Source organism: Streptomyces sp. NBC_01689 (genome assembly GCF_036250675.1).
Taxonomy (GTDB): Bacteria; Actinomycetota; Actinomycetes; order Streptomycetales; family Streptomycetaceae; genus Streptomyces.
Map to the genome: position 1 here is coordinate 5,995,518 of NZ_CP109592.1, position 22,172 is coordinate 6,017,689.

The window sequence follows — 22,172 nt, forward strand, 5'->3', positions numbered from 1 at the left end:
CCTTACTTGACCGCGCCCACGGCGATGCCGCGGGTCAGCGTCCGCTGGAAGACGAGGAAGAAGACGATCGCGGGGAGCACGCCGAGGAGGGCCGCCGCGTTGGTCATGGTCGCGTCCATCAGGCGCTGGCCCTGGAGCACGCCGAGCGCCACCGACACCGTCTGGTTGTCGTTGGAGATCAGCATGACCAGCGGCAGCAGGAACTCGTTCCAGGTCCAGATGAAGAAGAAGACCAGGAGGACGCCGATGGTGGGGCGGCTGACCGGGACCACGATCCGCCACAGCACCTGCCACTTGTTCGCCCCGTCGATCCGGGCGGCCTCGATGATCTCGCGCGGGAACTGCCCGAGGACGGAGGAGAGGAGATAGGTGCCGAAGGCCGCCTGGACGACGGTGAACACGATGATGACGCTGAGCCGGGTGTCGTACAGCCCCGTCTGCTTGCTCAGGTAGTAGACCGGGTAGACCAGCGCCTCCTGCGGCAGCATGTTCGCCAGCACGAAGAAGGCGAGGATCCAGGCGCGGCCCCTGACGCGGCCGATGCCGATCGCGTACGCGTTCAGGACGGACAGCACGGCGGCGCCGATCGCCACCGAGCCGGAGATCAGGACCGAGTTGGCCAGCTTCTGGCCGTAGTCGACGCGTTGCCAGAAGTCCTTGAGGCCGTCGAGATAGAGGCCGTGGGGCAGGCTGAGGGGGCCGTTCGACGAGTACTCGGCGGGGGACTTGACCGCGTTGACCGCGACGATGCCGAACGGCAGCACCATGAAGAGGGCCGCGACGACCAGGGCCGCGAGGACGGGATAACGGCGTACGGCGGTCATGCGCGGAGTCCTTCCTCGGCGTCCTCGGCGCGGGTCTGGAGCTTCAGGCCGAGCAGGGCGAGGACGAGGATGAGCAGGGTCAGCACGGTGGAGATCGCGGCGCCGTAGCCGACCTGGGTCTTCTCGAAGAAGGTGGCGAAGGAGAAGTAGGACGGTACGTCGGTCGCCCCGCCGGGGCCGCCCTTCGTGAGGACGTACACCGCGCCGAACACCTTCAGCGCGGCGATCGTGCACCAGAGCAGCACGACGTAGATCTCTGGGCGGATCTGCGGCAGCGTGATGTGCAGGAAGCGGCGCCACCAGCCCGCCCCGTCCAGCTCCGCCGCCTCGTACAGCTGCGGGTCGACGCGTTGCAGGCCCGCCATGAAGACGACCAGCGGGAAGCCGATCTGGACCCAGACCATCACGCCCATGACGCTGTAGAGGGCGAGGTCGGGGTCGCCGAGCCAGTCCCGCTGGAGCGAGCCGAGGCCCACCGCCTTCAGGAGCGCGTTCAGGGAGCCGTTGTCGGGTGCGAGGACCCAGCTCCAGACGATGCCGGCGACGGCGATGGGCAGGACCTGGGGGAGGTAGAAGCAGGCGCGCAGGACGGCGGCGGTCCGGGTGCCGAAGTGCTTGCCGACGAAGTCGAAGAGGGCGGCCGCCAGGACGAGCCCGAGGACCGTCGGTACGGCGGCCATCGCCACGACCATGAACAGGCTGTGCCGGAAGGACGCCCAGAACTCGGAGTCGTCCAGCAGTTCGCGGTAGTTGGCGAGCCCCGACCACTTCGGGGAGCCGACGCCCTGCCAGTCGGTGAAGCTCACACCGGTGTTCATCAGGAACGGCACGACGATCACCGCGAGGAAGGCGAGGACGCCGGGGAGCAGGAAGAGGGCGTAGGAGGAGTGGGGGCGGCGCGGGCGGGCCGTGCGGCCGTGGGGCCGCCGGACCACCTCGCCGCCCCGTTCGACGGTGGCCGTCATGTCTTCGGCGCGCCCTTGTCGTAGGCCGTCTGCAGCGCGCTCAGGTAGGCGTCCGGCTTCTCGCTCCCCGTGATCAGCTTCTGGGTCTCGGAGACGAGGACGTCGTAGAAGCCGGCCACCGGCCAGTCCGGGTAGAAGGCCAGACCGTCCCTGCCGGAGAGCGTGTTGAAGTCGGCGATCAGGGTCTTGGCCTTCGGGTCGGTGATGGCGGCGGGGTCGGCGCCGACCGGTACCCCGCCCTTGTTGCCGAGGAGGTTCTGGATCTTCGGCGACATGGTGATGTCGATGAAGTCGTAGGCGAGGTCCTTGTTCCTGGCGCCCTTGGGGACGACCCAGAGGTTGCCGCCGGAGCCGAGGGTGAGGTTGCTGCCCGGCCAGAGGAAGGTGCCCCAGTCGAACTTGTTCTCCGCCTGGAAACGCCCGTACCACCAGCTGCCGCTGAAGAGGATCGGGCTCTTGCCCTGGATGAAGGAGACGCCCCCGTCCTCGGCCTTGAGCGAGGTGGACTTCTTGCTGATGTAGCCCTTCTTCACCCAGTCGGCGAAGGTCGTGGCGGCGTACGTCCAGGCGGCGTCGTGGAAGTCCGTCTTCCCCTTGTACAGCTCGTACTTGTCGACCCAGGAGCGGTCGGCCTTGGAGAGGGCGAGCTGGTACAGGTACTGCTGGGCCATGTACTCGGCGCCCGCGTTGGCCAGCGGGGTGATGCCCTTCGACACGAACGTGTCCATGGCGGCGGTGAGCTGGTCGAGGGTGGTGGGCTCCGCGATCCCGTACTTCTCGAAGAGGTCCTTGTTGTAGAACACCATCGTGTACTCGGCGTAGTTGGGCACGCCGTACCACTTGCCGGAGCCCATGACGCCGTTCGCGTCGTACTGGCTGGTGGTGCGCACCCCCGCGCTGATCTTCTTGTCCCAGCCGCGCTTGGTCGCCTCGGCCGTCAGATCGGTGAGGAGTCCCTGCTTGGAGAGCAGTCCGGCCGTCGCGTTGCCCTTGTTGTACTCCATGAGGTCGGGCGCGTCGTTCGAGTTCAGGACCATCGGCGCGGTCTTCTGGATCTGTTCGAAGCCCTTCTCCTCGAACTTCACCTTGACGCCCGGGTGGGTCCTCTCGAACTCCTTGATGGCCTCGTTCCAGGCCACGCCCATCGCGCTGTCGGGCCCTTCGTAGTGCCACAGTCTCAGCGTTCCGCCGCCTTCGGAACCGCTGTCCGAGCTGCCGCAGGAAGCCAGCAGCAGGGCGCCCGCCAGGGTCGCCGCCGCCGTCGCCACCACACGCCTTCGTGTCGTCGACATCCATTGCCTCCGGGGAGTCGGATGGGATCGGAGCCGTCACGCGACGGCCGTCGAATCGTTTCGACGTTTTTCGTCGAAGCGCTTCGACGGGGGAAGGTATGTGGGGGCTCTGGGCACGTCAATGGGGTGCGTAGGAATTGCCGCACGGGTTCGACCCGCCGGACGGAACACTCCCTGGAAAGGCCGTCAAATCCGCTGCAAACGACCCGATATCAGCAGGGAGAGGAGCAGCGCGGTCGCCGCGGCCGTGATCGGTACGGCATACCCGGCCGTGGAGGAGAAGCGCTCCACCACCCAGCCCCCGAGCGCCGAACCGCAGGCGATCCCGCCGAGCAGGCCCGTCACCGCGAGCGTCATCCCCTCGTTCAGGCGGCCCTCGGGCGTGCGCCGCTGGACGAGAGCCATACCGGTGACCATGGTCGGCGCGGTGGCGGTCCCGGCGAGGAGCAGCGCGCCCGCCAGTACCGCGAGCGAGCCGGTGAGCGAGGCCGCGAGCAGCGGCAGCGACATGGTGAGCGTCATGGCGGCGAGGCCGAGCCGGTGGCGCCGTTCGGCGGGACCGGCCGGTTTCAGGGTCCCGTACAGCAGCCCCGCCGCGCAGGACCCGGCGGCCTGCAGGGCGAGCACCGCGCCCGCGGCCCCCCGGTGCCCGTGCGCGTCCGCGAACGCGATGGTGACCACCTCCATCGAACCGAACACCGCTCCGGTGGCGAGGAATCCGAGCAGGAGCGGGGGCATCCCGGGAGCCAGGACGGGGGAGGCGGAGCGCGGGTGGCGCTGGGGCGGGGGCTCCGTGGAGCGCTGGGCCGCGAAGACCAGGACGCCGGTCATCAGCAGGACGCCGGCCACCAGTGTCCCCGCCTCGGGGAAGAGCGCCGTGCACAGGAACGCCGCGCACACCGGACCGAGCATGAAACACAGTTCGTCCGCGGCCTGTTCGAAGGAGTTCGCGGTGTGCACGGCGTCGGGGTCGTCGCGGAAGAGGTGGGCCCAGCGGGCGCGTGACATGCCACCCGTGTTGGGTGTGGTGGCGGTGGCGGCGTACGCCGCGAACAGGGTCCAGTCGGGCGCCCCGAGGCGAACGCACAGCAGCAGCGACAGACTTCCGAGCAGGGCGATGGCCGTGGCGGGCACGGCGATCCGGGCCTGGCCGTGGCGGTCGACGAGACGCGCGGTCCAGGGGGCGACCAGCGCGGTCGCGGCGAGTCCCGTCGCCGTCACGGCACCGGCGAGCGCATAGGAGCCGCGCGATCCGGCGATCATGATGACCGCGCTGACACTGAACATGCCGCTGGGCAGCCGCGCGAGCAGGTTCCCGAGGGTGAAGGCGCGGGCTCCGGGGACGGCGAAGAGGCGGTGATAGGGGGTCAGGGGCGTACGGGCGGGCCGGGTGGTGTGGGCGGTGCAGTTGGTGTCGTTGGTGCGGGCCGGGTGAGCGGTGCCGTCGGTGCGGGTGGTCCGCGAGGGGTGCGGGCAGAGGTCCGGGCCGGAGGGTGCGGGGGTCTCGAGGGTGACGGCGGGCGGTGGCGTGCGGACCTGTTCGGAGGGCTGTCTCGGCATGGGCCCACCGTCGCCGGGGGCGGGGTGATCGGTCCAACACCTGTTCGGCGGCGATTGACGCATCCGCGTTGTAAATTCGCGCGATGCCTGCTCGACAGCCCTCCACCGACGCGCACGCCGGCCCTCCGGCCCCTCGTCCCGCACCGCGCGCCGCTCCCCGCTGCCTGGCGCCGCCCGACCCCCGGCTGCTGCGGTCCTTCCTCGCCGTCGCCGAGGAGTCGCACTTCACGCGGGCCGCGGCCCGGCTGTACGTCGCCCAGCAGGCGCTGAGCCGGGACGTGCGGCGGCTGGAGCGGGAGCTCGGGGCGGAGCTGTTCGTGCGGACGACCCGGCGGGTGACGCTGACGGCCGACGGCGAACGGCTGCTGCCCCACGCCCGGCGGGTGCTGGAGGCGAACGAGGCCCTGCTGTCCGCCTTCGCGGGCGACTGCTCCGACCGGCCGCTGCTGGTCGACGTCAACTCGCCCGGACTCACCTGCGGACGGGTCCTCGACCGGGCCCGGGAGCTCGTCCCGGACTGCGAGTTGACGGCCCGTTTCGAGAGCGGGCTCACCGGCGCGGCGGAGGAGATCCTCGCCGGGCGCCTGGACGTGTCGTTCGGACGGTTCGCGGGTCTCGCCCCCGCGGTGCGGGCGGGGCTCGCGCAACAGCCCGTGCGGTACGAGCCGATGGCCGTCGTGCTCCCCGAGGACCACCCGCTCGCCGCCCTGGACGCCGTGCCGCTGGGTGCGCTGGCGGGCGAGACGGTGTACGCCGGAGCGGGAAATCCCCGGACGCTGGAGTGGACCGACCTGGCGCGTCATCTTTTCGAGGGACGCGGGATCGTGCCGGCGCCCCCCGCGCCCGTGGCTCTCGGGGCCGAGGAGTTCCGGCGGATCATGGCGAAGAAACGGAACCCGGTGCTGGCCGTCGTGGACTTTCCGACGATGGCCGAAACCGTACGCAGGCCCTTGATCGACCCCGTTCCCCTGTCGCCGGTCTCGCTGGTCTGGCGCAAGGGGCTGGAGCATCCGGGCGTCGACGCCCTGCGACGGGCCGCGGCCGAACTCGCGGCGGAGGAGGGCTGGTTGAGACGCCCGCTGGAGGGTTGGATTCCAGCCATCGATGCCCGCGTCATGGCGAGCCAGGATTGACGCATAAGCACACCGGTCCTCCTCGTGCGCTACATTCACCTTCCGGGTTCAGTGTGGTAAAGGGGGCGCTCGGGATGGGTGGGGGCCTGTTCCGGACGGCGTGCTTGTAACACCCGGCGTCGTGCGCGTCCCCGAGATCCGTCCCTGGGGGGATGCACGTGCACGTGGAGAAGTGGCCAAAAGAAGCCCAACCCGATCACCGGAATGGTCATCGAGCGAAGGGAATCGGTCTCGATCCGTCGGAACGGCGATCAGTCGGCGACGCGATGCCCGAGGGCCCCGAAGAGCCCTTCGTCTGGCCCGAAGCGGCCCAGGCGACGTCGACCTGGCCGCAGGCCGGAATCGACTCCGCGGGCACGGGTGACGCGGAAGCGGAATCCGATACGGAGATCGAACACGAGGCCGAAACGGCTCGTGCGGCTGCGGTGGAGCAGGGCGCGACGACGCCGTCCCGAACCGGGACGGAACCGCGAACCGGGACGGAACCGCGAACCGGGACGGAACCCCGAATCGGGGCGGACCGCCGCACGGGCGCGGACCGGAGAGCCGGCGCGGACCGCGGATCTCGCACGCGGCGGCCGAGTTGGGCGGAACGTGAGGAGCCGGCGGACCGTGAGAGGCCCCCGGCGAGCGGGACGCCCACGGAGCCTCAGACGTCCGCGGGCCGTGACAGGCTCGCGGACCGTGACAGGTCCGCGGAGAGCGCGGCGTTCGGGGCCCGCGGGATGCGGGCGACGCGTGCGCTGCCGGGGGACGGCCTGATGCCGACGGACCCCGGGGTGCCCACCGGGCGCCCGACACCGCCGGACGGCCCGACACCGCCGGACGGCTCGATACCGGCGGGCGGTGAGCCCCGGGCGGGCAGCCCGGCGCCGGGGGACCCCGCGGCGTCGACGGACCGCCCGGCGCGCGCGGACGGGCCGGGTCGGGTGCACCGTGCGGTCTCCGAGGACGGTGTGCCGGCACCGGACCGGGAGGCGCTCACCGCCGATCGCGGGGCGCCGGCTGAACGCGGGACGCCGGCAGAGCACGGGGCGCGGGCGGCCCGCGTACCGGCGGACCACCCGATGCCGGTGACCCGTGTGATGCCGGTGGACATCCCGGTGACGGGGGACCGGCCGGCCACCACGGCCCCCTCGACGTCGGCGGACGCTCACGGGCCGGGTGCCGGCTCGGCCGTGTCGGACCGCGCCGGGCCGGTGAACAGCTGGGCCGTGTCCGGCCGTTCCGGATCGGGGAACGGTCCGGTCACGTCGGGCGGCGCCGGGTCGGTGGACAGCCCGGCCGCCCCGGACCACCCCTGGCCGGCTGACCCGCCCGCTTCGGACCGTCCCGAGCCGGTGGAAGGCCCGGCCGGTCCGGGCGGGGAGGTGTCCGGGAGGAGCCCGGTGGCTCCGGGATCTCCCGGCGGGGCCGGAGGGCGGGCGGGAAGCGGCTGGCCCGAGGTACCGGGGGGTCGCGTCACGGCCGCTCGACGGGCCGGCACGGACCGTGCCGCCGACGCGAGCCGACGCCTTGCCGTAGACGCGGGGCACGGCCGTCCCGCCGGAGACGCGCCGGACGACGGCCCCCGTACCGCCGTCGGCCCCGCCGGTTCCGTTCCCTGGGAGCGGCCCGGGGTGCCGGACCACACCCACGATCCCCACGAGGTGACCGTCCAGCTCGACGGCACCGGACGGCGGCTGGAGGGCGGGACCGCCGGCCGCACCGGGGACGCCCCGGGCGCGTCCGGCGGCCCGGTCGGCGCGGACGGTTCCGACGCCCCGGTCTTCGTCGACGCGTCGGGACGCCGCAGCCGCAGATTCCGCCGCCTCGGCATCCTGGTCGGCGTCGCCTGCGCCGTGTACGCCGTGGTCATCGTCGCCACCCTGCTGTCGGGCAACTCCGAGGCGCCCTGGCTGCCGGTGCCCGGCCAGGAGGACGACCCGCCGGCGGGCCAGGTCCACACCTCACCGCTGCCCACCGACTCGGTGAAACCCTCCGGCGCGAGCGGCGGCGCGCCCGTCGCGAGCACGGCGGCCGGCGGCGGCACCGGGCCCACCTCGGACGTGGCGCCGACGCGCGCCGCCTCGGGCCGCGCCACTCCGTCGGGCACGCCCGCCCGCTCCGAACCCCCGGCGTCCCCGAGCGGCAAGCCGGAGCCGAGCGCCGGCGGCACCGAGGACCCGGTGGTCCCCCCGTCCCCGCCGGCGTCCAGCCCTCCCGCGCCCACCCTCTCGACGGGCCCCTCCACGAGCCCCTCGGAGAGTCCGGTCGGCGCCGGCGGAACCGTCGCGGACGGCCCCGCCGCGCCGCACCCCTTCGCCTCGGCGCCCGGCACGGCCGGCACCCCGCTCCCGGAGAACCTCCTCTGATGGCCTCCCGTACCAGCGCACCCGGGTCCGCTCCCGGTGCGCGGCGCCCGGTCCCCGACGCCCGGCGCCGACGGCTGCCGATGCGCTTCCTGCTCCCCTCGCTGCTCCTGGTCACCCTGCTCGCGATGCTGATGCTGCGCGGCTACGTCCACAGCGAGATACTCGCCGACCACCGGATCAGGCCCGAGGCCGCGACCGACAAGGTGCCCGAGAAGATCCTCGACGGCGGCCCGGTCATCGACACCCGCAACGGCCGCACGACCAGTCTCGGCGTCCCCGACCACCGGATCGTCCTCACCTTCGACGACGGGCCGGACCCGAAGTGGACGCCCAAGGTCCTCGACGTCCTCAAGAAGCACCACGCGCACGGCGTCTTCTTCGTCACCGGCACCATGGCCTCGCGCTATCCGGAACTGGTGCGGCGCATGGTCGAGGAGGGGAACGAGGTGGGCCTGCACACCTTCAACCACCCCGACCTCTCCTACCAGTCGAAGGAACGCATCGACTGGGAGCTGTCCCAGAGCCAGCTGGTACTGGAGGGCGCGGCGGGCATCCGGACCTCCCTCTTCCGCCCCCCGTACTCCTCCTTCGCCGACGCCATGGACAACCGGTCCTGGCCGGTGACGAAGTACATCGGGTCCCGCGGTTACATCACCGTCGTCAACAACACCGACAGCGAGGACTGGAAGAAGCCCGGCGTCGACGAGATCATCCGCCGCGCCACCCCCAGGGGCGGCAAGGGCGCGATCGTCCTCATGCACGACTCGGGCGGTGACCGGCACCAGACGGTGGCGGCGCTCGACAGGTTCCTGCCCGAACTGCAGCGGCGGGGCTACGAGTTCCAGAACCTCACGCAGGCGCTCGACGCCCCCAGCGCGCACACCCCGGTCACCGGCCTCGACCTGTGGAAGGGCAGGGCCTGGATCCATCTGGTGGGGGCCTCCGACGACGTCGCCGACGTCCTGGTCGCCGGTATCGCCGTCATCGGGGTCCTGGTCTTCACCCGCTTCGGGATGATGCTCGTGCTCTCCGCCGCACACGCGCGCCGGGTGCGCCGCGACGGCTTCCGCTGGGGTCCGGTCCCGGTCACCGAACCGGTGTCGGTGCTCGTGCCGGCGTACAACGAGGCCAAGTGCATCGAGAACACGGTCCGTTCCCTCATGGCGAGCGAGCACCCCGTCGAGGTCGTGGTCGTCGACGACGGTTCGAGCGACGGCACGGCGCGGATCGTCGAGGACCTGCGGCTGCCGAACGTCCGCGTCGTGCGCCAGCTCAACGCGGGCAAACCCGCGGCCCTCAACCGGGGCGTGGCCAACGCCCGCCACGACATCGTCGTGATGATGGACGGCGACACCGTCTTCGAACCGGCCACCGTCGGTGAACTGGTGCAGCCCTTCGCCGACCCGGGCGTCGGCGCGGTCGCCGGCAACGCGAAGGTCGGCAACCGCGACAGCCTCATCGGGGCCTGGCAGCACATCGAGTACGTGATGGGCTTCAACCTCGACCGCAGGATGTACGACATCCTGCGCTGCATGCCGACCATCCCCGGAGCGGTCGGCGCCTTCCGCCGGTCCGCCCTGGAGCGGGTCGGCGGCATGAGCGACGACACGCTCGCCGAGGACACCGACATCACGATGGCCCTGCACCGCGACGGCTGGCGGGTGGTGTACGCGGAGAAGGCGCGCGCCTGGACCGAGGCCCCGGAGTCCGTGCAGCAGCTCTGGTCCCAGCGCTACCGCTGGTCGTACGGCACGATGCAGGCGATCTGGAAGCACCGCAGAGCCGTCGTGGAGAAGGGCCCCTCGGGCCGCTTCGGACGGGTGGGCCTGCCCCTGGTCGCACTGTTCATGGTGCTGGCCCCGCTGCTCGCCCCGCTGATCGATGTCTTCCTGCTCTACGGCGTGGTGTTCGGGCCGACGCAGAGGACGCTCGTCGCCTGGCTCGGTGTCCTCGGCGTCCAGGCGGTCTGCGCGGCGTACGCCTTCCGGCTCGACCGCGAGCGCATGACCCACCTCGTGTCGCTCCCGCTCCAGCAGATCCTCTACCGGCAGTTGATGTACATGGTCCTGATCCAGTCCTGGATCACCGCTCTCACCGGAGGCCGGCTGCGCTGGCAGAAACTCCGGCGGACGGGCGTGGTGGAGGCGCCGGGGGCGATCCCGAGGCAGCGCAACGCGCAGAGCGAGAACGAGAAGGACCGGAGGCCGGTCGGATGACGACGCACGAGTACACGGCGGGGGCGACCCCACCGCCGGGTGCCGCCCATGTCGGCACCGGACGGGAGCCGTCGGGACGGGAGCCGTCGGGGGAGCCGTCGGGACCGGAGCCGTCCGGGCCGGTGGAGCCGTACGGACCCGAGCCGTCCGGACGGGCGGGCGCGTCGGCGTCGCCGGAGGTGCCGGCGCCCGCCGCGGTGTCCGCACCGGCGGAGGCGGCCGGGGCCGGTAAGCCGGGCCGTGACCGCTACCTCGACCTGCTGCGCTCGATCGCCCTGGTGCGGGTGATCGTCTACCACCTCTTCGGGTGGGCGTGGCTGTCGGTGCTGTTCCCCTCCATGGGTGTGATGTTCGCGCTGGCGGGCTCGCTGATGGCCCGGTCGCTGAGCCGGCCGGCGCGGAGCGTGATCCGCGGACGCGTGCGCCGTCTGCTGCCCCCGCTCTGGGCCTTCGGCGCGGTCGTGCTGGTCCTGATGTTCTCGGGCGGCTGGAACCCCGCGCGCGACCCGGACACCGGCGGCGGGGTGTGGGGCGTCGCCGACGTCCTCAACTACCTCCTCCCGGTCGGCGCCCCGCCCTATCCCGCACACCTCGGCTCCGACTCCGGGCTGCTGGACGCGACCTGGGCGGAACAGGCCGCGGGCCCGCTCTGGTACCTGCGTGCCTACCTGTGGTTCGTCGTCGCGTCCCCGCTTCTGCTGTGGGCGTTCCGCCGCGTCCCGTGGGCGACCCTGCTCGCCCCGCTCGCGCTGACGGCGGTGGTCGGCACCGGGCTGGTCACGCTTCCCGGCGAGACGGGCAACGCGGTCACCGACTTCGCGGTCTACGGCGGCTGCTGGGTCCTCGGGTTCGCCCACCACGAGGGGATGCTCACCAAGGTCCCCCGCTATCTCGCGATCTCGGGCTCGACGGCGGTGATGGCCTTCGCCCTCTGGTGGGCCTCGGGCCATCTGGGACCCGAGGGCTGGGACCTGAACGACATCCCGCTGGCCGACGCGCTGTGGTCCTTCGGCTTCGTGGTGATCCTGCTCCAGTACAGCCCGTCCTGGAGGGAACTGCCGGGCCGCCTGGCCAGGTGGGACAAGGCGGTGACGCTGTCCAACAACCGCGCGGTCACCATCTATCTGTGGCACAACGTGCTGATCATGGCCACGTTCCCGATCGTCGACCGGATGTACGACCTGCCGTTCATGGACGGCGACGGTGCGACGGCCGCGCTGGACGCGACGTACACGCTCTGGACGTTCGTCCTGGTGTGGCCGCTGACGGCGCTGGCCGTGCTGGCCTTCGGCTGGATCGAGGACCTCGCGGCGAAGCGCGCCCCACGGCTGTGGCCGGACGGACCGGCGCGCGGCACCTCGCGGGGCGGCCACCGGAGCCCGTCCCGCGCGCCCTCACGGAGCGGCCACCGCGCGTAGGGCCGGGCGTGGGCTGCCCGTACGCCGGGAAGGGGCACCTCACCGTCGCCCCCGCGCCGAGGTGAGAGCAACGTTCCGCTCCGGTCACCCGCGGCCACAGCCCGGAAACGCGTCCTTCCTACCTTCGGGACCGAGCAGGTCGTCGGCCGACGCCTGGGCACCGCACCGGAGAACCGTGGAGGCGTCATGACAGTCCCGAGCGCAGCCCCCGCCCGGAACAGGGGAGGCCGCTGGATCGAGGAGTGGGACCCAGAGGACGAGACCTTCTGGAGGGAGAAGGGAGCGCGGATCGCCCGGCGCAACCTGCTCCTGTCCGTGCTCTGCGAACACATCGGCTTCTCGGTGTGGACCCTGTGGTCGGTCATGGTGCTCTTCATGGGACCCGAGTACGGGCTCACCCCCGCCGACAAGTTCCTGCTCACCTCGGTGGTGACGCTGGTCGGGGCCGTGGTGCGGGTGCCGTACACCTACGCGGTGGCGGTCTTCGGCGGCAGGAACTGGACGATCGTCTCCGCGTGCCTGCTGCTCGTACCGACCGTCGCCGCGTTCGTGGTGATGGAGCCGGGCACCTCCTTCACGACCTTCCTGCTGGTCGGTCTGCTCGCCGGTGTCGGCGGCGGCAACTTCGCCTCCAGCATGACCAACATCAACGCGTTCTTCCCGCTGCGCCGCAAGGGCTGGGCGCTCGGTCTCAACGCGGGCGGCGGCAACCTCGGCGTGCCCGTCATCCAACTCGTGGCGCTCGCGATCATCGGCGCGCACGGCGGGCCCCGCGTGCTGCTCGGCGTCTACATCCCGCTCGTCCTCGTCGCCGCCGCGCTCGCCGCCGTCCACATGGACAACATCGCGTCCGTGCGCAACGACACCGGGGCCGCCCGGGACGCCGTGAAGGACGCCCACACCTGGATCATGGCCTTCCTCTACACCGGCACCTTCGGGTCGTTCATCGGCTACGGGTTCGCCTTCGGGCAGGTGCTCCAGAGCGAGTTCGGGCGTACGCCCCTGCAGGCGGCCTGCGTCACCTTCGTCGGGCCGCTGCTCGGTTCGCTGATCCGCCCGGTCGGCGGGCGGCTCGCCGACCGGTACGGCGGGGCGCGGATCACGCTGTGGAACTTCGTCGCCATGGCCGGCGCGACCGGTGCCGTCGTGGCCGCCTCGGTCCAGAGGTCGCTGCCGCTGTTCACCGCCGCCTTCATCGCGCTGTTCGTGCTCACCGGCCTCGGCAACGGCTCGACGTACAAGATGATCCCGGGGATCTTCCAGGCCAAGGCGGTCGCCCGCGGCCTGCGCGGGGAGGAGGCCTCCTCCTACGGGCGGCGGCTGTCCGGGGCCTCCATGGGACTCATCGGCGCGGTGGGCGCGCTCGGCGGCGTCGGCATCAACCTCGCCCTGCGGCAGTCCTTCCTCACCCGCGGCTCCGGCACCGGCGCCTTCGTCGCCTTCCTCGCCTTCTACGGGCTGTGCTTCGCGGTCACCTGGGCCGTATACCTTCGCGGGACCGCGCCCCGGAGCCGTACCGTCGCGGCCGCGGAGCCGCAGCCGGGGCCGGCCTACGCCGAGGTCTGACGTAACACGGGTGACATCACCGGGAACCGGGCCTGTCACGGGGCGTTGACAGGCTCGGGCGGCCGCAGGCGCACGAGGACTCCAGCGTGAGACGAGACCCATGTACGAGGAACAGCAGCGAACCGGACCACCCGACCACGGCCCCCTCTCGGGGTTCACCGTGGGCGTGACGGCCGCACGGCGGGCCGACGAACTCGGCGCGCTGCTCCAGCGGCGCGGCGCCTGTGTCCAGCACGCCCCCGCCCTGCGCATCGTGCCGCTCGCCGACGACGGCGAACTGCTCGCCGCCACCGAGGAACTGATCGGCCACGCCCCGGACGTCGTGGTGGCCACGACCGCCATCGGCTTCCGCGGCTGGATCGAGGCCGCGGACGGCTGGGGACTGGGCGAGGGCCTGCTCGGACGGCTGCGCGGGGTCGAGGTCCTCGCGCGCGGACCGAAGGTCAAGGGCGCGATACGGGCCCAGGGACTCACCGAGAAGTGGTCGCCGTCCTCCGAGTCCATGGCCGAGGTCCTCGACCGGCTTCTGGCGGAGGGCGTGGAGGGCCGCCGGATCGCCGTACAGCTGCACGGTGAACCGCTCCCCGGGTTCGTGGAGTCGCTGCGGGCGGCGGGCGCCGAGGTGGTGCCGGTGCCGGTGTACCGGTGGATGCCGCCGGAGGACATCGGCCCCGTCGACCGGCTGCTCGACGCCACCGTCACCCGGGGCCTGGACGCGCTCACCTTCACCAGCGCGCCCGCCGCCGCCTCGCTGCTCTCCCGCGCCGAGGGACGGGGCCTGCTGCCCGAACTGCTCGCCGCGCTCCGGCAGGACGTGCTGGCCGCCTGCGTCGGCCCGGTCACCGCGCTGCCGTTGCAGGCCCACGGTGTCGCCACGGTCCAGCCCGAACGGTTCCGGCTCGGCCCGCTCGTCCAACTCCTCTGCCAGGAACTCCCGTCCCGTGCCCGCACGTTGCCGGTCGCCGGCCACCGCGTGGAGATCCGCGGGCACGCGGTGCTGGTGGGCGGCGCGCTGCGGCCCGTACCGCCCGCCGGGATGTCCCTGCTGCGGGCCCTGGCGAGACGGCCGGGCTGGGTGGTGGCGCGGGCCGAACTCCTGCGGGCGCTGCCGGGCAGCGGACGGGACGAGCACGCCGTCGAGACCGCCATGGCCCGGCTGCGCGGCGCGCTGGGCGTCCCCGGACTCATCCAGACCGTGGTCAAACGCGGCTACCGGCTGGCCCTCGACCCCGCCGCCGACTCCAAGTACGCCGACGAACGCACCCCGTCAGGCAATTGAGGGAGCGTCAGGGCTCGGACGAGACAGACCAGGGCGGACGTCGACAGCAGGGCCCGTACGACGTTCCAGGCGACCCAGGTGTCCTCGAACCGCTCGCGCACGGCCGCCGGGTCGGCGATCCGCGCCGGGTCGCCCGCGCCCGCGAGGCGGTCGTTGAGCGGCACGTTCACCACCGTGGTGACGAGCAGGACGAGCGCGTGGGCGGTCAGGGCGGCCCACACCCACCGGCGGCGGCCGGACCCGCGCGACCGCCGTGCGCAGACGGCGGTGAGGACCGGCGCGCCCAGGAAGCCCGCGAAGAACACCGGGTTCTGGATCGCGTCGTTGATGTCCGTCATGACCCGGATGAAGACGCGGTCGTCGCTGCGCGCCAGTGCGGGCATGACGGCGCAGGCGAAGATGGAGAAGACGCCCGCGACCAGACCCGACGCGACCGTCGCCGCACCCAGGACACCTGTGGCGGCAGACGGCCGCCCCGTGCTGTTCTCTGTCATGGGGCCGAGTCAACGGGCCTGGCGGGAAAGGGGACATGGCCGAGGCGCGCGGCCGCATGCGCGGACGTCCGGCCGGCGCTCCGCGCGCCCGCCCCATGTCCGTCGGCGGCCCGACCGGTACCGGGTCTTCCGGCGGCGCGCGCGGGCATGCACTGTAGGGGGTACCCCCCACGGCGGTAACCCCAAGGCGGTGACAGGCGGATGGCATCGGGCATGGCCACGGCCTCGTACGAGTTGCGGTTCGACTCCGGGCGGATCTGCCTGGACCTGCTGGCGACCACGCACCCGGAGGAACGGCTCGACGCGGTGGACCGGCTGCGGGTCTGGATCTCCCGGTCCGGCCTCGTCCCGGCGGGCACACCGCTGGCGGCGGCCGATCCCTCCTGGCTCGTGGGCTTCCGTGAACTACGCGCCCAGGTGGCCCGGTTGGTCCGGGGGGAGCTCGACGGCCGGCCCGCCGAGCCCGCGCTCGCCCGGGTCAACGCGCTGGCCCTCGCCGACCCGCCGGCCCCCTCGGCCGTACGGGCCGAGGACGGTTCGCTGCGGCGCGCGCTGCACACCGCGCCCGACTGCCCCGGGCTGCTCGCCGTGATCGCCCGTGACGCCCTCGAACTGCTCACCGATCAGACGGCGCGCGCGAGCCTGCGACAATGCGCGGGTGACAACTGCCCGATCGTCTATCTCGACACCTCCCGTGGCAGGCGCCGACGATGGTGCTCCAGCGAGGTGTGCGGCAACCGGGAGCGTGTGGCCCGGCACCGGCGACGGGCCGCGCTCGCCCGAGCGTGAATCCGCCCACCGAAGTCCCCTTTCCCACCCGTACGTGATCTCCCGATCGCGCGGAGTGGTCATGGGGAGATCTTCACAACTCCCCCAGGAAATATGTGCCGCCTCTTTGAACACCGGCCCGACCCCGCACGTACCCCGTCATGAGCGACCGACTGGGGGAACCCCCGGACACCGGAGGTAGGCGTGCGCAAGGATTCGGCCGTGGCTGATGAACGAAGGTCAAGGGCCCGACATCGCATGAATCCGTCCGCGTCGGCTTCGTCGAACAGCGAACCCGACGAGGAGCTGATGCGTGCGCTGTACCGGGAGCACGCGGGTCCCTTGCTCGCCTACGTGCTGCGGCTGGTCGCGGGCGACCGGCAGCGCGCCGAGGACGTCGTGCAGGAAACACTCATCCGTGCCTGGAAGAACGCCGGTCAGCTCAACCGGGCGACCGGCTCGGTACGACCCTGGCTGGTGACGGTCGCCCGGCGCATCGTCATCGACGGACACCGCAGCCGGCAGGCCCGGCCGCAGGAGGTGGACCCGGCACCGCTGGAGGTCATCCCCGCGGAGGACGAGATCGACAAGGCGTTGTGGCTGATGACACTGTCGGACGCGCTGGACGACCTGACCCCTGCCCACAGGGAGGTTCTGGTCGAAACGTACTTCAAAGGGCGTACGGTCAATGAAGCGGCCGAAACGCTCGGCATACCCAGCGGCACCGTGCGCTCGCGGGTGTTCTACGCCCTGCGCTCGATGAAGCTGGCGCTGGAGGAGCGGGGGGTGACGGCATGAACACGTACGGGGGATTCGGAACGGGCGGTCCAGGAGCCATGCAGGGACCACGGGGACAGCAGAACCCGGGTGACAACATCCACGAGACCGTCGGCGCCTACGCCCTCGGCATCCTCGACGACACGGAGGCCACGGCCTTCGAGGCCCACCTCGCCACCTGCGAGTGGTGCGGCCAGCAGCTCGACGAGCTCGCCGGGATGGAACCGATGCTCGCCGCGCTCGCGGACCTGCCCGCCGCGCAGGGCACCCCGGCCATCGGCGAGTCGCTGTCCGCCCGCCCGAGCCCACGGCTCGCGGAACGGCTGGTCGACGAGGTCGCGCAGCGCCGCGCCGTCAAGCGCAGGCGCGGCATGTACCTGGTGGCCGCGGCGGCCGCGCTGATCATCGGCGGTCCGCTCACCGTGATGGCGGTCGGCGGCGACGGCGGCACCAAGGCACCGGCCGCGGTGGCCACCGGTCCGGCCAAGGCGGCGTTCCAGACGATGTCCGACAAGGTCACGGCGACGGACCCGAAGACCCACGTCAAGGCGACCGTCGCGCTGGAGCAGAAGGACTGGGGCACCCACGCGGTCCTGCAGCTCTCCAACGTCGGCGGACCGCGCAAGTGCTCGCTGATCGCCGTCGGCAAGAACGGCGAGCGCGAGACGATCACCTCCTGGTCGGTCCCGGACTGGGGCTACGGCCAGCCGAACGCGAAGACGGAACAGGCGAAAGCCCCGCTCTACGTGCACGGCGGAGCGGCCTTCAAGCCGAACCAGATCGACCACTTCGAGGTCATGACCTTCGACGGCGAGCAGCTCGTACAGGTGAAGGCGTGAGCGGGGCGAGGGCGCGCACGTAGCCTCCCGGGGTCCCCTTCGCGTACGGTTGACGGCTGCCCAGCACGTCAGAAGGGGGCCCGGTGGCCGCTCAGGCTCAGCAGGAAACCGCGCTCGGCCCGGTCCACGGTTCCGTACCGGAGGAGTCCGCCAAGGACGACTCCGTACGGGAGCGCGAGATCGGGGTCGAGCAGCACCATCTGGACCGGGTGTACCGGCGCCTCGAGGAGAAGATCCACGAGGCGGAGTTCCTCATGAACGACGCCGCCCAGCGCGGCCAGGTCGGTACGCCGGGAGCGCTCGCGGAGCGTGACGCCCAGGTGTTCCGGGCGGGGATCCACCTCAACCGTCTCAACAACGAGTTCGAGGACTTCCTCTTCGGCCGTATCGACCTTCTGCCCGGGAAGGACGGCAAGAAGGGGCCGGACGGCGCCTACACGGCCGTCGAACCGGCCGAGGGCGCGGTCCGCGCCGACGAGACCGGTCAGCACGCCTCCATCGCCGAGACGCTCCACATCGGCCGTATCGGGGTGCTGGACGCGGACTACGCGCCGCTCGTCATCGACTGGCGGGCGCCCGCGGCGGCCCCGTTCTACCGCTCGACGCCCGTCGACCCGGGCCGGGTGGTCCGGCGCCGGGTGATCCGTTCCAAGGGGCGCCGGGTGCTCGGGGTCGAGGACGACCTGATGCGGCCGGAGCTCAAGGCCACCCTGGACGGCCGGGCGCTCCCGGTGATCGGCGACGGCGCCCTCATGGCCGCCCTCGGCCAGGCCCGCAGTCACACCATGCGGGACATCGTGTCGTCGATCCAGGCGGAACAGGACCTGGTGATCCGGGCGCCCGCCGCCTCCGTGACCTACGTGGAGGGCGGCCCGGGCACCGGCAAGACCGCCGTCGCCCTGCACCGCGCCGCCTACCTCCTGTACCAGGACCGGCGGCGCTACGCGGGCGGCATCCTGATCGTCTCCCCGACCCCGCTCCTGGTCGCCTACACCGAGGGCGTGCTGCCCTCCCTCGGCGAGGAGGGCCAGGTCGCCATCCGCGCCATCGGCTCCCTCGTCGACGACGCCGAGGCGACCCTGTACGACTCGCCGGCCGTCGCCCGCGCCAAGGGCTCCTACCGCATGCTCAAGGTGCTCCGGAAGGCGGCGCGCGGGGCGCTGGAGGGCCCGGGCGGCTCCCGGCAGGACTCCGGGCCGCGGCGGACCGACCGGGGCTTTGGACGCGGTCCCGGCGGCCACGAGGGCGCCGCGGAGCAGCTCTCCTTCGGCGCGGACACCCCCGGGGAGACCCCCGCCGGGCCGCCGACACGGCTGCGTGTCGTCGCCTTCGGACGGCGGCTGGAACTGGAGGCCGCCGAGCTGGACCGCATCAAGCAGAGCGCGCTGAGCGGGACCGCCCCGGTGAACCTGCTGCGCCCGCGCGCCCGCAGGCTGCTGCTGGACGCGCTGTGGGCGCGGTCCGGGGCCGGCACCCGGCACTCGGACCCCGAGCTGGCCGCGGAGCTGCGCTCGTCGTTCGACGAGGACGTCGCCTCCGAGGACAGCTTCCTGCTGTTCCTGGACGCATGGTGGCCGGAGCTGACCCCGCGCGGTGTGCTGGAGGCGATGGCGGACGAGCGGCGGCTCGGCCGCTGGGCGCGGCGGATCCTCAACCCCGGCGAGGTGCGCCGGGTGGCGCGCTCGCTCAAGCGGGACGGTCTGTCCGTGCACGACGTGGCGATGCTCGACGAACTCCAGGCGATCCTGGGGGCGCCCGCCCGGCCCCGGAAGCGGCGCGATCTGGACCCGCTGGACCAGCTCACCGGCCTGGAGGAGCTGATGCCCGTGCGCGAGGAGTCGCAGCGCGAGCGGGCCGAGCGGCTGGCCCAGGAGCGGACCGAGTACGCGCACGTCATCCTCGACGAGGCGCAGGACCTCACTCCCATGCAGTGGCGGATGGTGGGCCGGCGCGGGCGGCACGCCACCTGGACCGTCGTCGGCGACCCCGCGCAGTCCTCCTGGTCCGACCCGGACGAGGCCGCGCAGGCCCGTGACGAGGCGCTGGGCAGCCGCCCCCGCCGGCGTTTCACGCTGACCGTGAACTACCGCAACCCGGCCGAGATCGCCGAGCTGGCCGCCCGGGTCCTCGCCCTCGCCATGCCGGGGGCCGAGGCACCGTCCGCGGTCCGTTCCACCGGTGTGGCGCCGCGCTTCGCCGTGGTGGAGGACTCGCTCGCGCAGACCGTGCGCGCCGAGGCCGCGCACCTCCTGGAGCGGGTGGACGGCACCGTGGGCGTCGTCGTGGCCATGAACCGGCGCGAGGAGGCCGCCCGCTGGCTCAAGGGTCTGGGGGACCGCGTGGTGGCGCTCGGCAGCCTGGAGGCGAAGGGGCTGGAGTACGACGCCACGGTGGTCGTCTCGCCGGCGGAGATCGCCGACGAGTCGCCGGCGGGCCTGCGCGTCCTGTACGTCGCGCTGACCCGGGCGACGCAGCAGCTGACCATCGTCTCCGGTGAGCGGGACGAGCCGGACGCGAACGGCGTACCGGACCTGCTCCGGGACTGAGACCCGCCTGCCGCCCGGGCGCCCGCCGTCCCGCCGCCGGGTGTCCCGGCGCCGGGGCGTCCCGCCGTCCGGGCGGTGCGGGGCCGGGCACCGCGGGAGCACACACGAGAGGCCCACGTCACCGGGGTGACGTGGGCCTCTCGCCTCGTTCACGACACCGACCCGCCATGCTCGCCTCGCGGCAAGTGGTCGCTCGTAGCGACGAAGGTTGGGCCCGGGGGCTTGGATCGGGCCGGTGTCACGTCCACGGTAACAAAGGATCCCCGCAAGGCAATTCCCGTCCCGGAAGTTCATTTTCGCGGCGCGCGCTCCTCCCCGGTCCGCCCTTCCACCATCAGGGTGATTCTCGTATGGTGGAATCGGTTTTCCGAAAAATTCGTCCGCTCGCGACCAAAACGTTCGCAACCCGGGGCGGCTACCACGTACTCCGCGGTAGGTGCGACGATCGGACGGCATACCCGCGACACGGCAGTACACGGTGAAAAGCAGAGGAAGTCGGCCATGGCAACGGCGCCCAGCGTCTCCTACTCGATGACGGTCCGGCTGGAGGTGCCCGCGAGCGGAACAGCGGTCTCCCAGCTCACCACGGCCGTCGAGTCCAGCGGAGGCTCGGTGACCGGCCTCGACGTGACCGCCTCCGGTCACGAGAAGCTCCGGATCGACGTCACCATCGCGGCGACCTCCACGTCGCACGCCGACGAGATCGTGGAGCAGCTGCGTCACATCGAGGGCGTCACCCTCGGCAAGGTCTCGGACCGTACGTTCCTGATGCACCTCGGCGGCAAGATCGAGATGCAGTCCAAGCACCCCATCCGCAACCGTGACGACCTCTCGATGATCTACACCCCGGGCGTGGCCCGGGTGTGCATGGCGATCGCCGAGAACCCCGAGGACGCCCGCCGTCTCACCATCAAGCGCAACTCCGTTGCGGTCGTGACGGACGGATCGGCGGTCCTGGGCCTCGGCAACATCGGTCCCAAGGCCGCGCTGCCGGTCATGGAGGGCAAGGCGGCCCTCTTCAAGCGCTTCGCCGGCATCGACGCCTGGCCGCTGTGCCTGGACACGCAGGACACCGACGCGATCGTCGAGATCGTCAAGGCCATCGCCCCCGGATTCGCGGGCATCAACCTGGAGGACATCTCCGCGCCGCGCTGCTTCGAGATCGAGGCCCGGCTGCGGGAGGCCCTCGACATCCCCGTCTTCCACGACGACCAGCACGGCACCGCGATCGTCGTGCTGGCCGCCCTCACCAACGCCCTGCGGGTGGCGGGCAAGGCGATCGGGGACATCCGGGTCGTCATGTCCGGCGCGGGGGCGGCCGGTACCGCCATCCTCAAGCTGCTGATCGCCGCGGGCGTCAAGAACGCGGTCGTCGCCGACATCCACGGCGTCGTGCACGCCGACCGCGCGGACCTGGTCGACGCGGCGCCCGGTTCGGCCCTGCGCTGGATCGCCGACAACACCAACCCCGAAGGCCTCACGGGCACGTTGAAGGAGGCCGTTCGCGGCGCCGACGTCTTCATCGGCGTCTCCGCCCCGAACGTGCTGGACGGCGACGACGTGGCCGCGATGGCCGAGGACGCCATCGTGTTCGCGCTCGCGAACCCCGACCCCGAGGTCGACCCGGCAATCGCCCGTCAGACGGCGGCAGTTGTCGCCACCGGCCGCTCCGACTTCCCCAACCAGATCAACAACGTGCTGGTGTTCCCGGGCGTCTTCCGCGGTCTGCTGGACGCCCAGTCGCGCACGGTCAACACGGAGATGATGCTGGCCGCCGCGGCCGCTCTCGCGGACGTCGTGACCGAGGACGAGCTGAACCCGAACTACATCATCCCCAGCGTCTTCAACGACAAGGTCGCGGGCGCGGTCGCCGGAGCGGTGCGCAACGCCGCGAAGGCGGCGGGGGCGTCGGCGGCCGAGTAGACCCCGGCGCGCCGGTCCGGGAGCGCGCCGGACGGATGTCCCGCCGACGCGGTCCACGCCCGGTGCGCACACCGGCTGTGACGATCGCCACGGCCGGTCCGGCACCGGCGCGTCGTGGAACGCGGGGCCCGCGGGCGCCCTCTAGGGTGGCGGCCAGGCTCAGGCCTACGCAGGCCCTGCGATCCGCTGCCGGGAGCGGACGGAGCGTCACCACATTG

General features: G+C 72.3%; 16 protein-coding genes. 11 read left to right on the plus strand and 5 right to left on the minus strand.

What is annotated here, in order from left to right:
• Positions 1 to 2: 2 nt before the first annotated feature.
• The 4 genes from OG776_RS25525 to OG776_RS25540 form a co-directional block, all read right to left on the minus strand.
• Entirely contained in the window at positions 3 to 824 is an 822-nt protein-coding gene (locus tag OG776_RS25525; RefSeq protein WP_148008657.1) for a carbohydrate ABC transporter permease, read from the minus strand.
• Entirely contained in the window at positions 821 to 1,789 is a 969-nt protein-coding gene (locus tag OG776_RS25530) for a carbohydrate ABC transporter permease (RefSeq protein WP_329322580.1), read from the minus strand. The genes OG776_RS25525 and OG776_RS25530 overlap by 4 nt, the downstream gene beginning before the upstream one ends.
• The gene (locus tag OG776_RS25535) at positions 1,786 to 3,081 is read right to left on the minus strand and encodes an ABC transporter substrate-binding protein (protein ID WP_148014596.1); all 1,296 of its coding nucleotides are present in this window, start codon (positions 3,079 to 3,081) and stop codon (positions 1,786 to 1,788) included. The genes OG776_RS25530 and OG776_RS25535 overlap by 4 nt, the downstream gene beginning before the upstream one ends.
• A gap of 186 nt (positions 3,082 to 3,267) precedes the next feature.
• A complete protein-coding gene (locus tag OG776_RS25540; RefSeq protein ID WP_329322581.1) occupies positions 3,268 to 4,641 on the minus strand; it encodes an MFS transporter in 1,374 nt (457 codons plus the stop codon).
• An 83-nt stretch (positions 4,642 to 4,724) separates the two neighbouring features.
• Here OG776_RS25540 and OG776_RS25545 point away from each other — a divergent pair, with 83 nt between their 5' ends.
• From OG776_RS25545 to OG776_RS25570, 6 genes are all read left to right on the plus strand, one after another.
• Positions 4,725 to 5,774, plus strand: coding sequence for a LysR family transcriptional regulator (locus OG776_RS25545; RefSeq protein WP_329322582.1), 1,050 nt, complete (start codon positions 4,725 to 4,727; stop codon positions 5,772 to 5,774).
• Positions 5,775 to 7,393: 1,619 nt separating this feature from the next.
• Positions 7,394 to 8,128 (plus strand): hypothetical protein, encoded by a 735-nt coding sequence (locus tag OG776_RS25550; RefSeq protein ID WP_329322583.1) that lies wholly within the window; start codon positions 7,394 to 7,396, stop codon positions 8,126 to 8,128.
• Positions 8,128 to 10,344 (plus strand): glycosyltransferase, encoded by a 2,217-nt coding sequence (locus OG776_RS25555; RefSeq protein WP_148008656.1) that lies wholly within the window; start codon positions 8,128 to 8,130, stop codon positions 10,342 to 10,344. The genes OG776_RS25550 and OG776_RS25555 overlap by 1 nt, the downstream gene beginning before the upstream one ends.
• Complete coding sequence (locus tag OG776_RS25560) at positions 10,341 to 11,762, plus strand: acyltransferase family protein (RefSeq protein WP_261994481.1); 1,422 nt, start codon at positions 10,341 to 10,343, stop codon at positions 11,760 to 11,762. Before OG776_RS25555 ends, OG776_RS25560 begins: the two co-directional genes overlap by 4 nt.
• Before the next feature lie 186 nt (positions 11,763 to 11,948).
• Positions 11,949 to 13,328, plus strand: coding sequence for a nitrate/nitrite transporter (locus OG776_RS25565; protein ID WP_148008655.1), 1,380 nt, complete (start codon positions 11,949 to 11,951; stop codon positions 13,326 to 13,328).
• A 100-nt stretch (positions 13,329 to 13,428) separates the two neighbouring features.
• Complete coding sequence (locus OG776_RS25570; protein WP_148008654.1) at positions 13,429 to 14,607, plus strand: uroporphyrinogen-III synthase; 1,179 nt, start codon at positions 13,429 to 13,431, stop codon at positions 14,605 to 14,607.
• On the opposite strand, the gene OG776_RS25575 is transcribed toward OG776_RS25570, so the two are convergent.
• A complete protein-coding gene (locus OG776_RS25575) occupies positions 14,538 to 15,101 on the minus strand; it encodes an anthrone oxygenase family protein (RefSeq protein ID WP_148008653.1) in 564 nt (187 codons plus the stop codon). The two genes, OG776_RS25570 and OG776_RS25575, sit on opposite strands and share 70 nt — an antisense overlap.
• Before the next feature lie 201 nt (positions 15,102 to 15,302).
• On the opposite strand from OG776_RS25575, the gene OG776_RS25580 reads away from it, so the two are divergent.
• The 5 genes from OG776_RS25580 (at position 15,303) to OG776_RS25600 (ending at position 21,954) form a co-directional block, all read left to right on the plus strand.
• Positions 15,303 to 15,890, plus strand: coding sequence for a CGNR zinc finger domain-containing protein (locus OG776_RS25580; protein WP_148008652.1), 588 nt, complete (start codon positions 15,303 to 15,305; stop codon positions 15,888 to 15,890).
• A 237-nt stretch (positions 15,891 to 16,127) separates the two neighbouring features.
• Complete coding sequence (locus tag OG776_RS25585) at positions 16,128 to 16,667, plus strand: sigma-70 family RNA polymerase sigma factor (protein WP_148009411.1); 540 nt, start codon at positions 16,128 to 16,130, stop codon at positions 16,665 to 16,667.
• A gap of 38 nt (positions 16,668 to 16,705) precedes the next feature.
• Positions 16,706 to 17,485, plus strand: a complete 780-nt coding sequence (locus tag OG776_RS25590; RefSeq protein WP_187285562.1) for a zf-HC2 domain-containing protein — start codon at positions 16,706 to 16,708, stop codon at positions 17,483 to 17,485.
• Positions 17,486 to 17,568: 83 nt separating this feature from the next.
• On the plus strand, positions 17,569 to 20,031 hold the full coding sequence (locus OG776_RS25595) for a HelD family protein (RefSeq protein ID WP_148008650.1): 2,463 nt from the start codon (positions 17,569 to 17,571) through the stop codon (positions 20,029 to 20,031).
• A gap of 501 nt (positions 20,032 to 20,532) precedes the next feature.
• Entirely contained in the window at positions 20,533 to 21,954 is a 1,422-nt protein-coding gene (locus OG776_RS25600; protein ID WP_148008649.1) for an NAD-dependent malic enzyme, read from the plus strand.
• Positions 21,955 to 22,172 lie beyond the last annotated feature (218 nt).

Coding starts and splice junctions, on each gene's coding strand:
- OG776_RS25530 (WP_329322580.1), bottom strand. CDS start 1,789: ATGACGGCCACCGTCGAACGGGGCGGCGAGGTGGTCCGGCGGCCCCAC.
- OG776_RS25575 (WP_148008653.1), bottom strand. CDS start 15,101: ATGACAGAGAACAGCACGGGGCGGCCGTCTGCCGCCACAGGTGTCCTG.
- OG776_RS25600 (WP_148008649.1), top strand. CDS start 20,533: ATGGCAACGGCGCCCAGCGTCTCCTACTCGATGACGGTCCGGCTGGAG.
- OG776_RS25545 (WP_329322582.1), top strand. CDS start 4,725: ATGCCTGCTCGACAGCCCTCCACCGACGCGCACGCCGGCCCTCCGGCC.
- OG776_RS25555 (WP_148008656.1), top strand. CDS start 8,128: ATGGCCTCCCGTACCAGCGCACCCGGGTCCGCTCCCGGTGCGCGGCGC.
- OG776_RS25540 (WP_329322581.1), bottom strand. CDS start 4,641: ATGCCGAGACAGCCCTCCGAACAGGTCCGCACGCCACCGCCCGCCGTC.
- OG776_RS25535 (WP_148014596.1), bottom strand. CDS start 3,081: ATGTCGACGACACGAAGGCGTGTGGTGGCGACGGCGGCGGCGACCCTG.
- OG776_RS25525 (WP_148008657.1), bottom strand. CDS start 824: ATGACCGCCGTACGCCGTTATCCCGTCCTCGCGGCCCTGGTCGTCGCG.
- OG776_RS25570 (WP_148008654.1), top strand. CDS start 13,429: ATGTACGAGGAACAGCAGCGAACCGGACCACCCGACCACGGCCCCCTC.
- OG776_RS25565 (WP_148008655.1), top strand. CDS start 11,949: ATGACAGTCCCGAGCGCAGCCCCCGCCCGGAACAGGGGAGGCCGCTGG.
- OG776_RS25560 (WP_261994481.1), top strand. CDS start 10,341: ATGACGACGCACGAGTACACGGCGGGGGCGACCCCACCGCCGGGTGCC.
- OG776_RS25590 (WP_187285562.1), top strand. CDS start 16,706: ATGCAGGGACCACGGGGACAGCAGAACCCGGGTGACAACATCCACGAG.
- OG776_RS25585 (WP_148009411.1), top strand. CDS start 16,128: ATGAATCCGTCCGCGTCGGCTTCGTCGAACAGCGAACCCGACGAGGAG.
- OG776_RS25580 (WP_148008652.1), top strand. CDS start 15,303: ATGGCATCGGGCATGGCCACGGCCTCGTACGAGTTGCGGTTCGACTCC.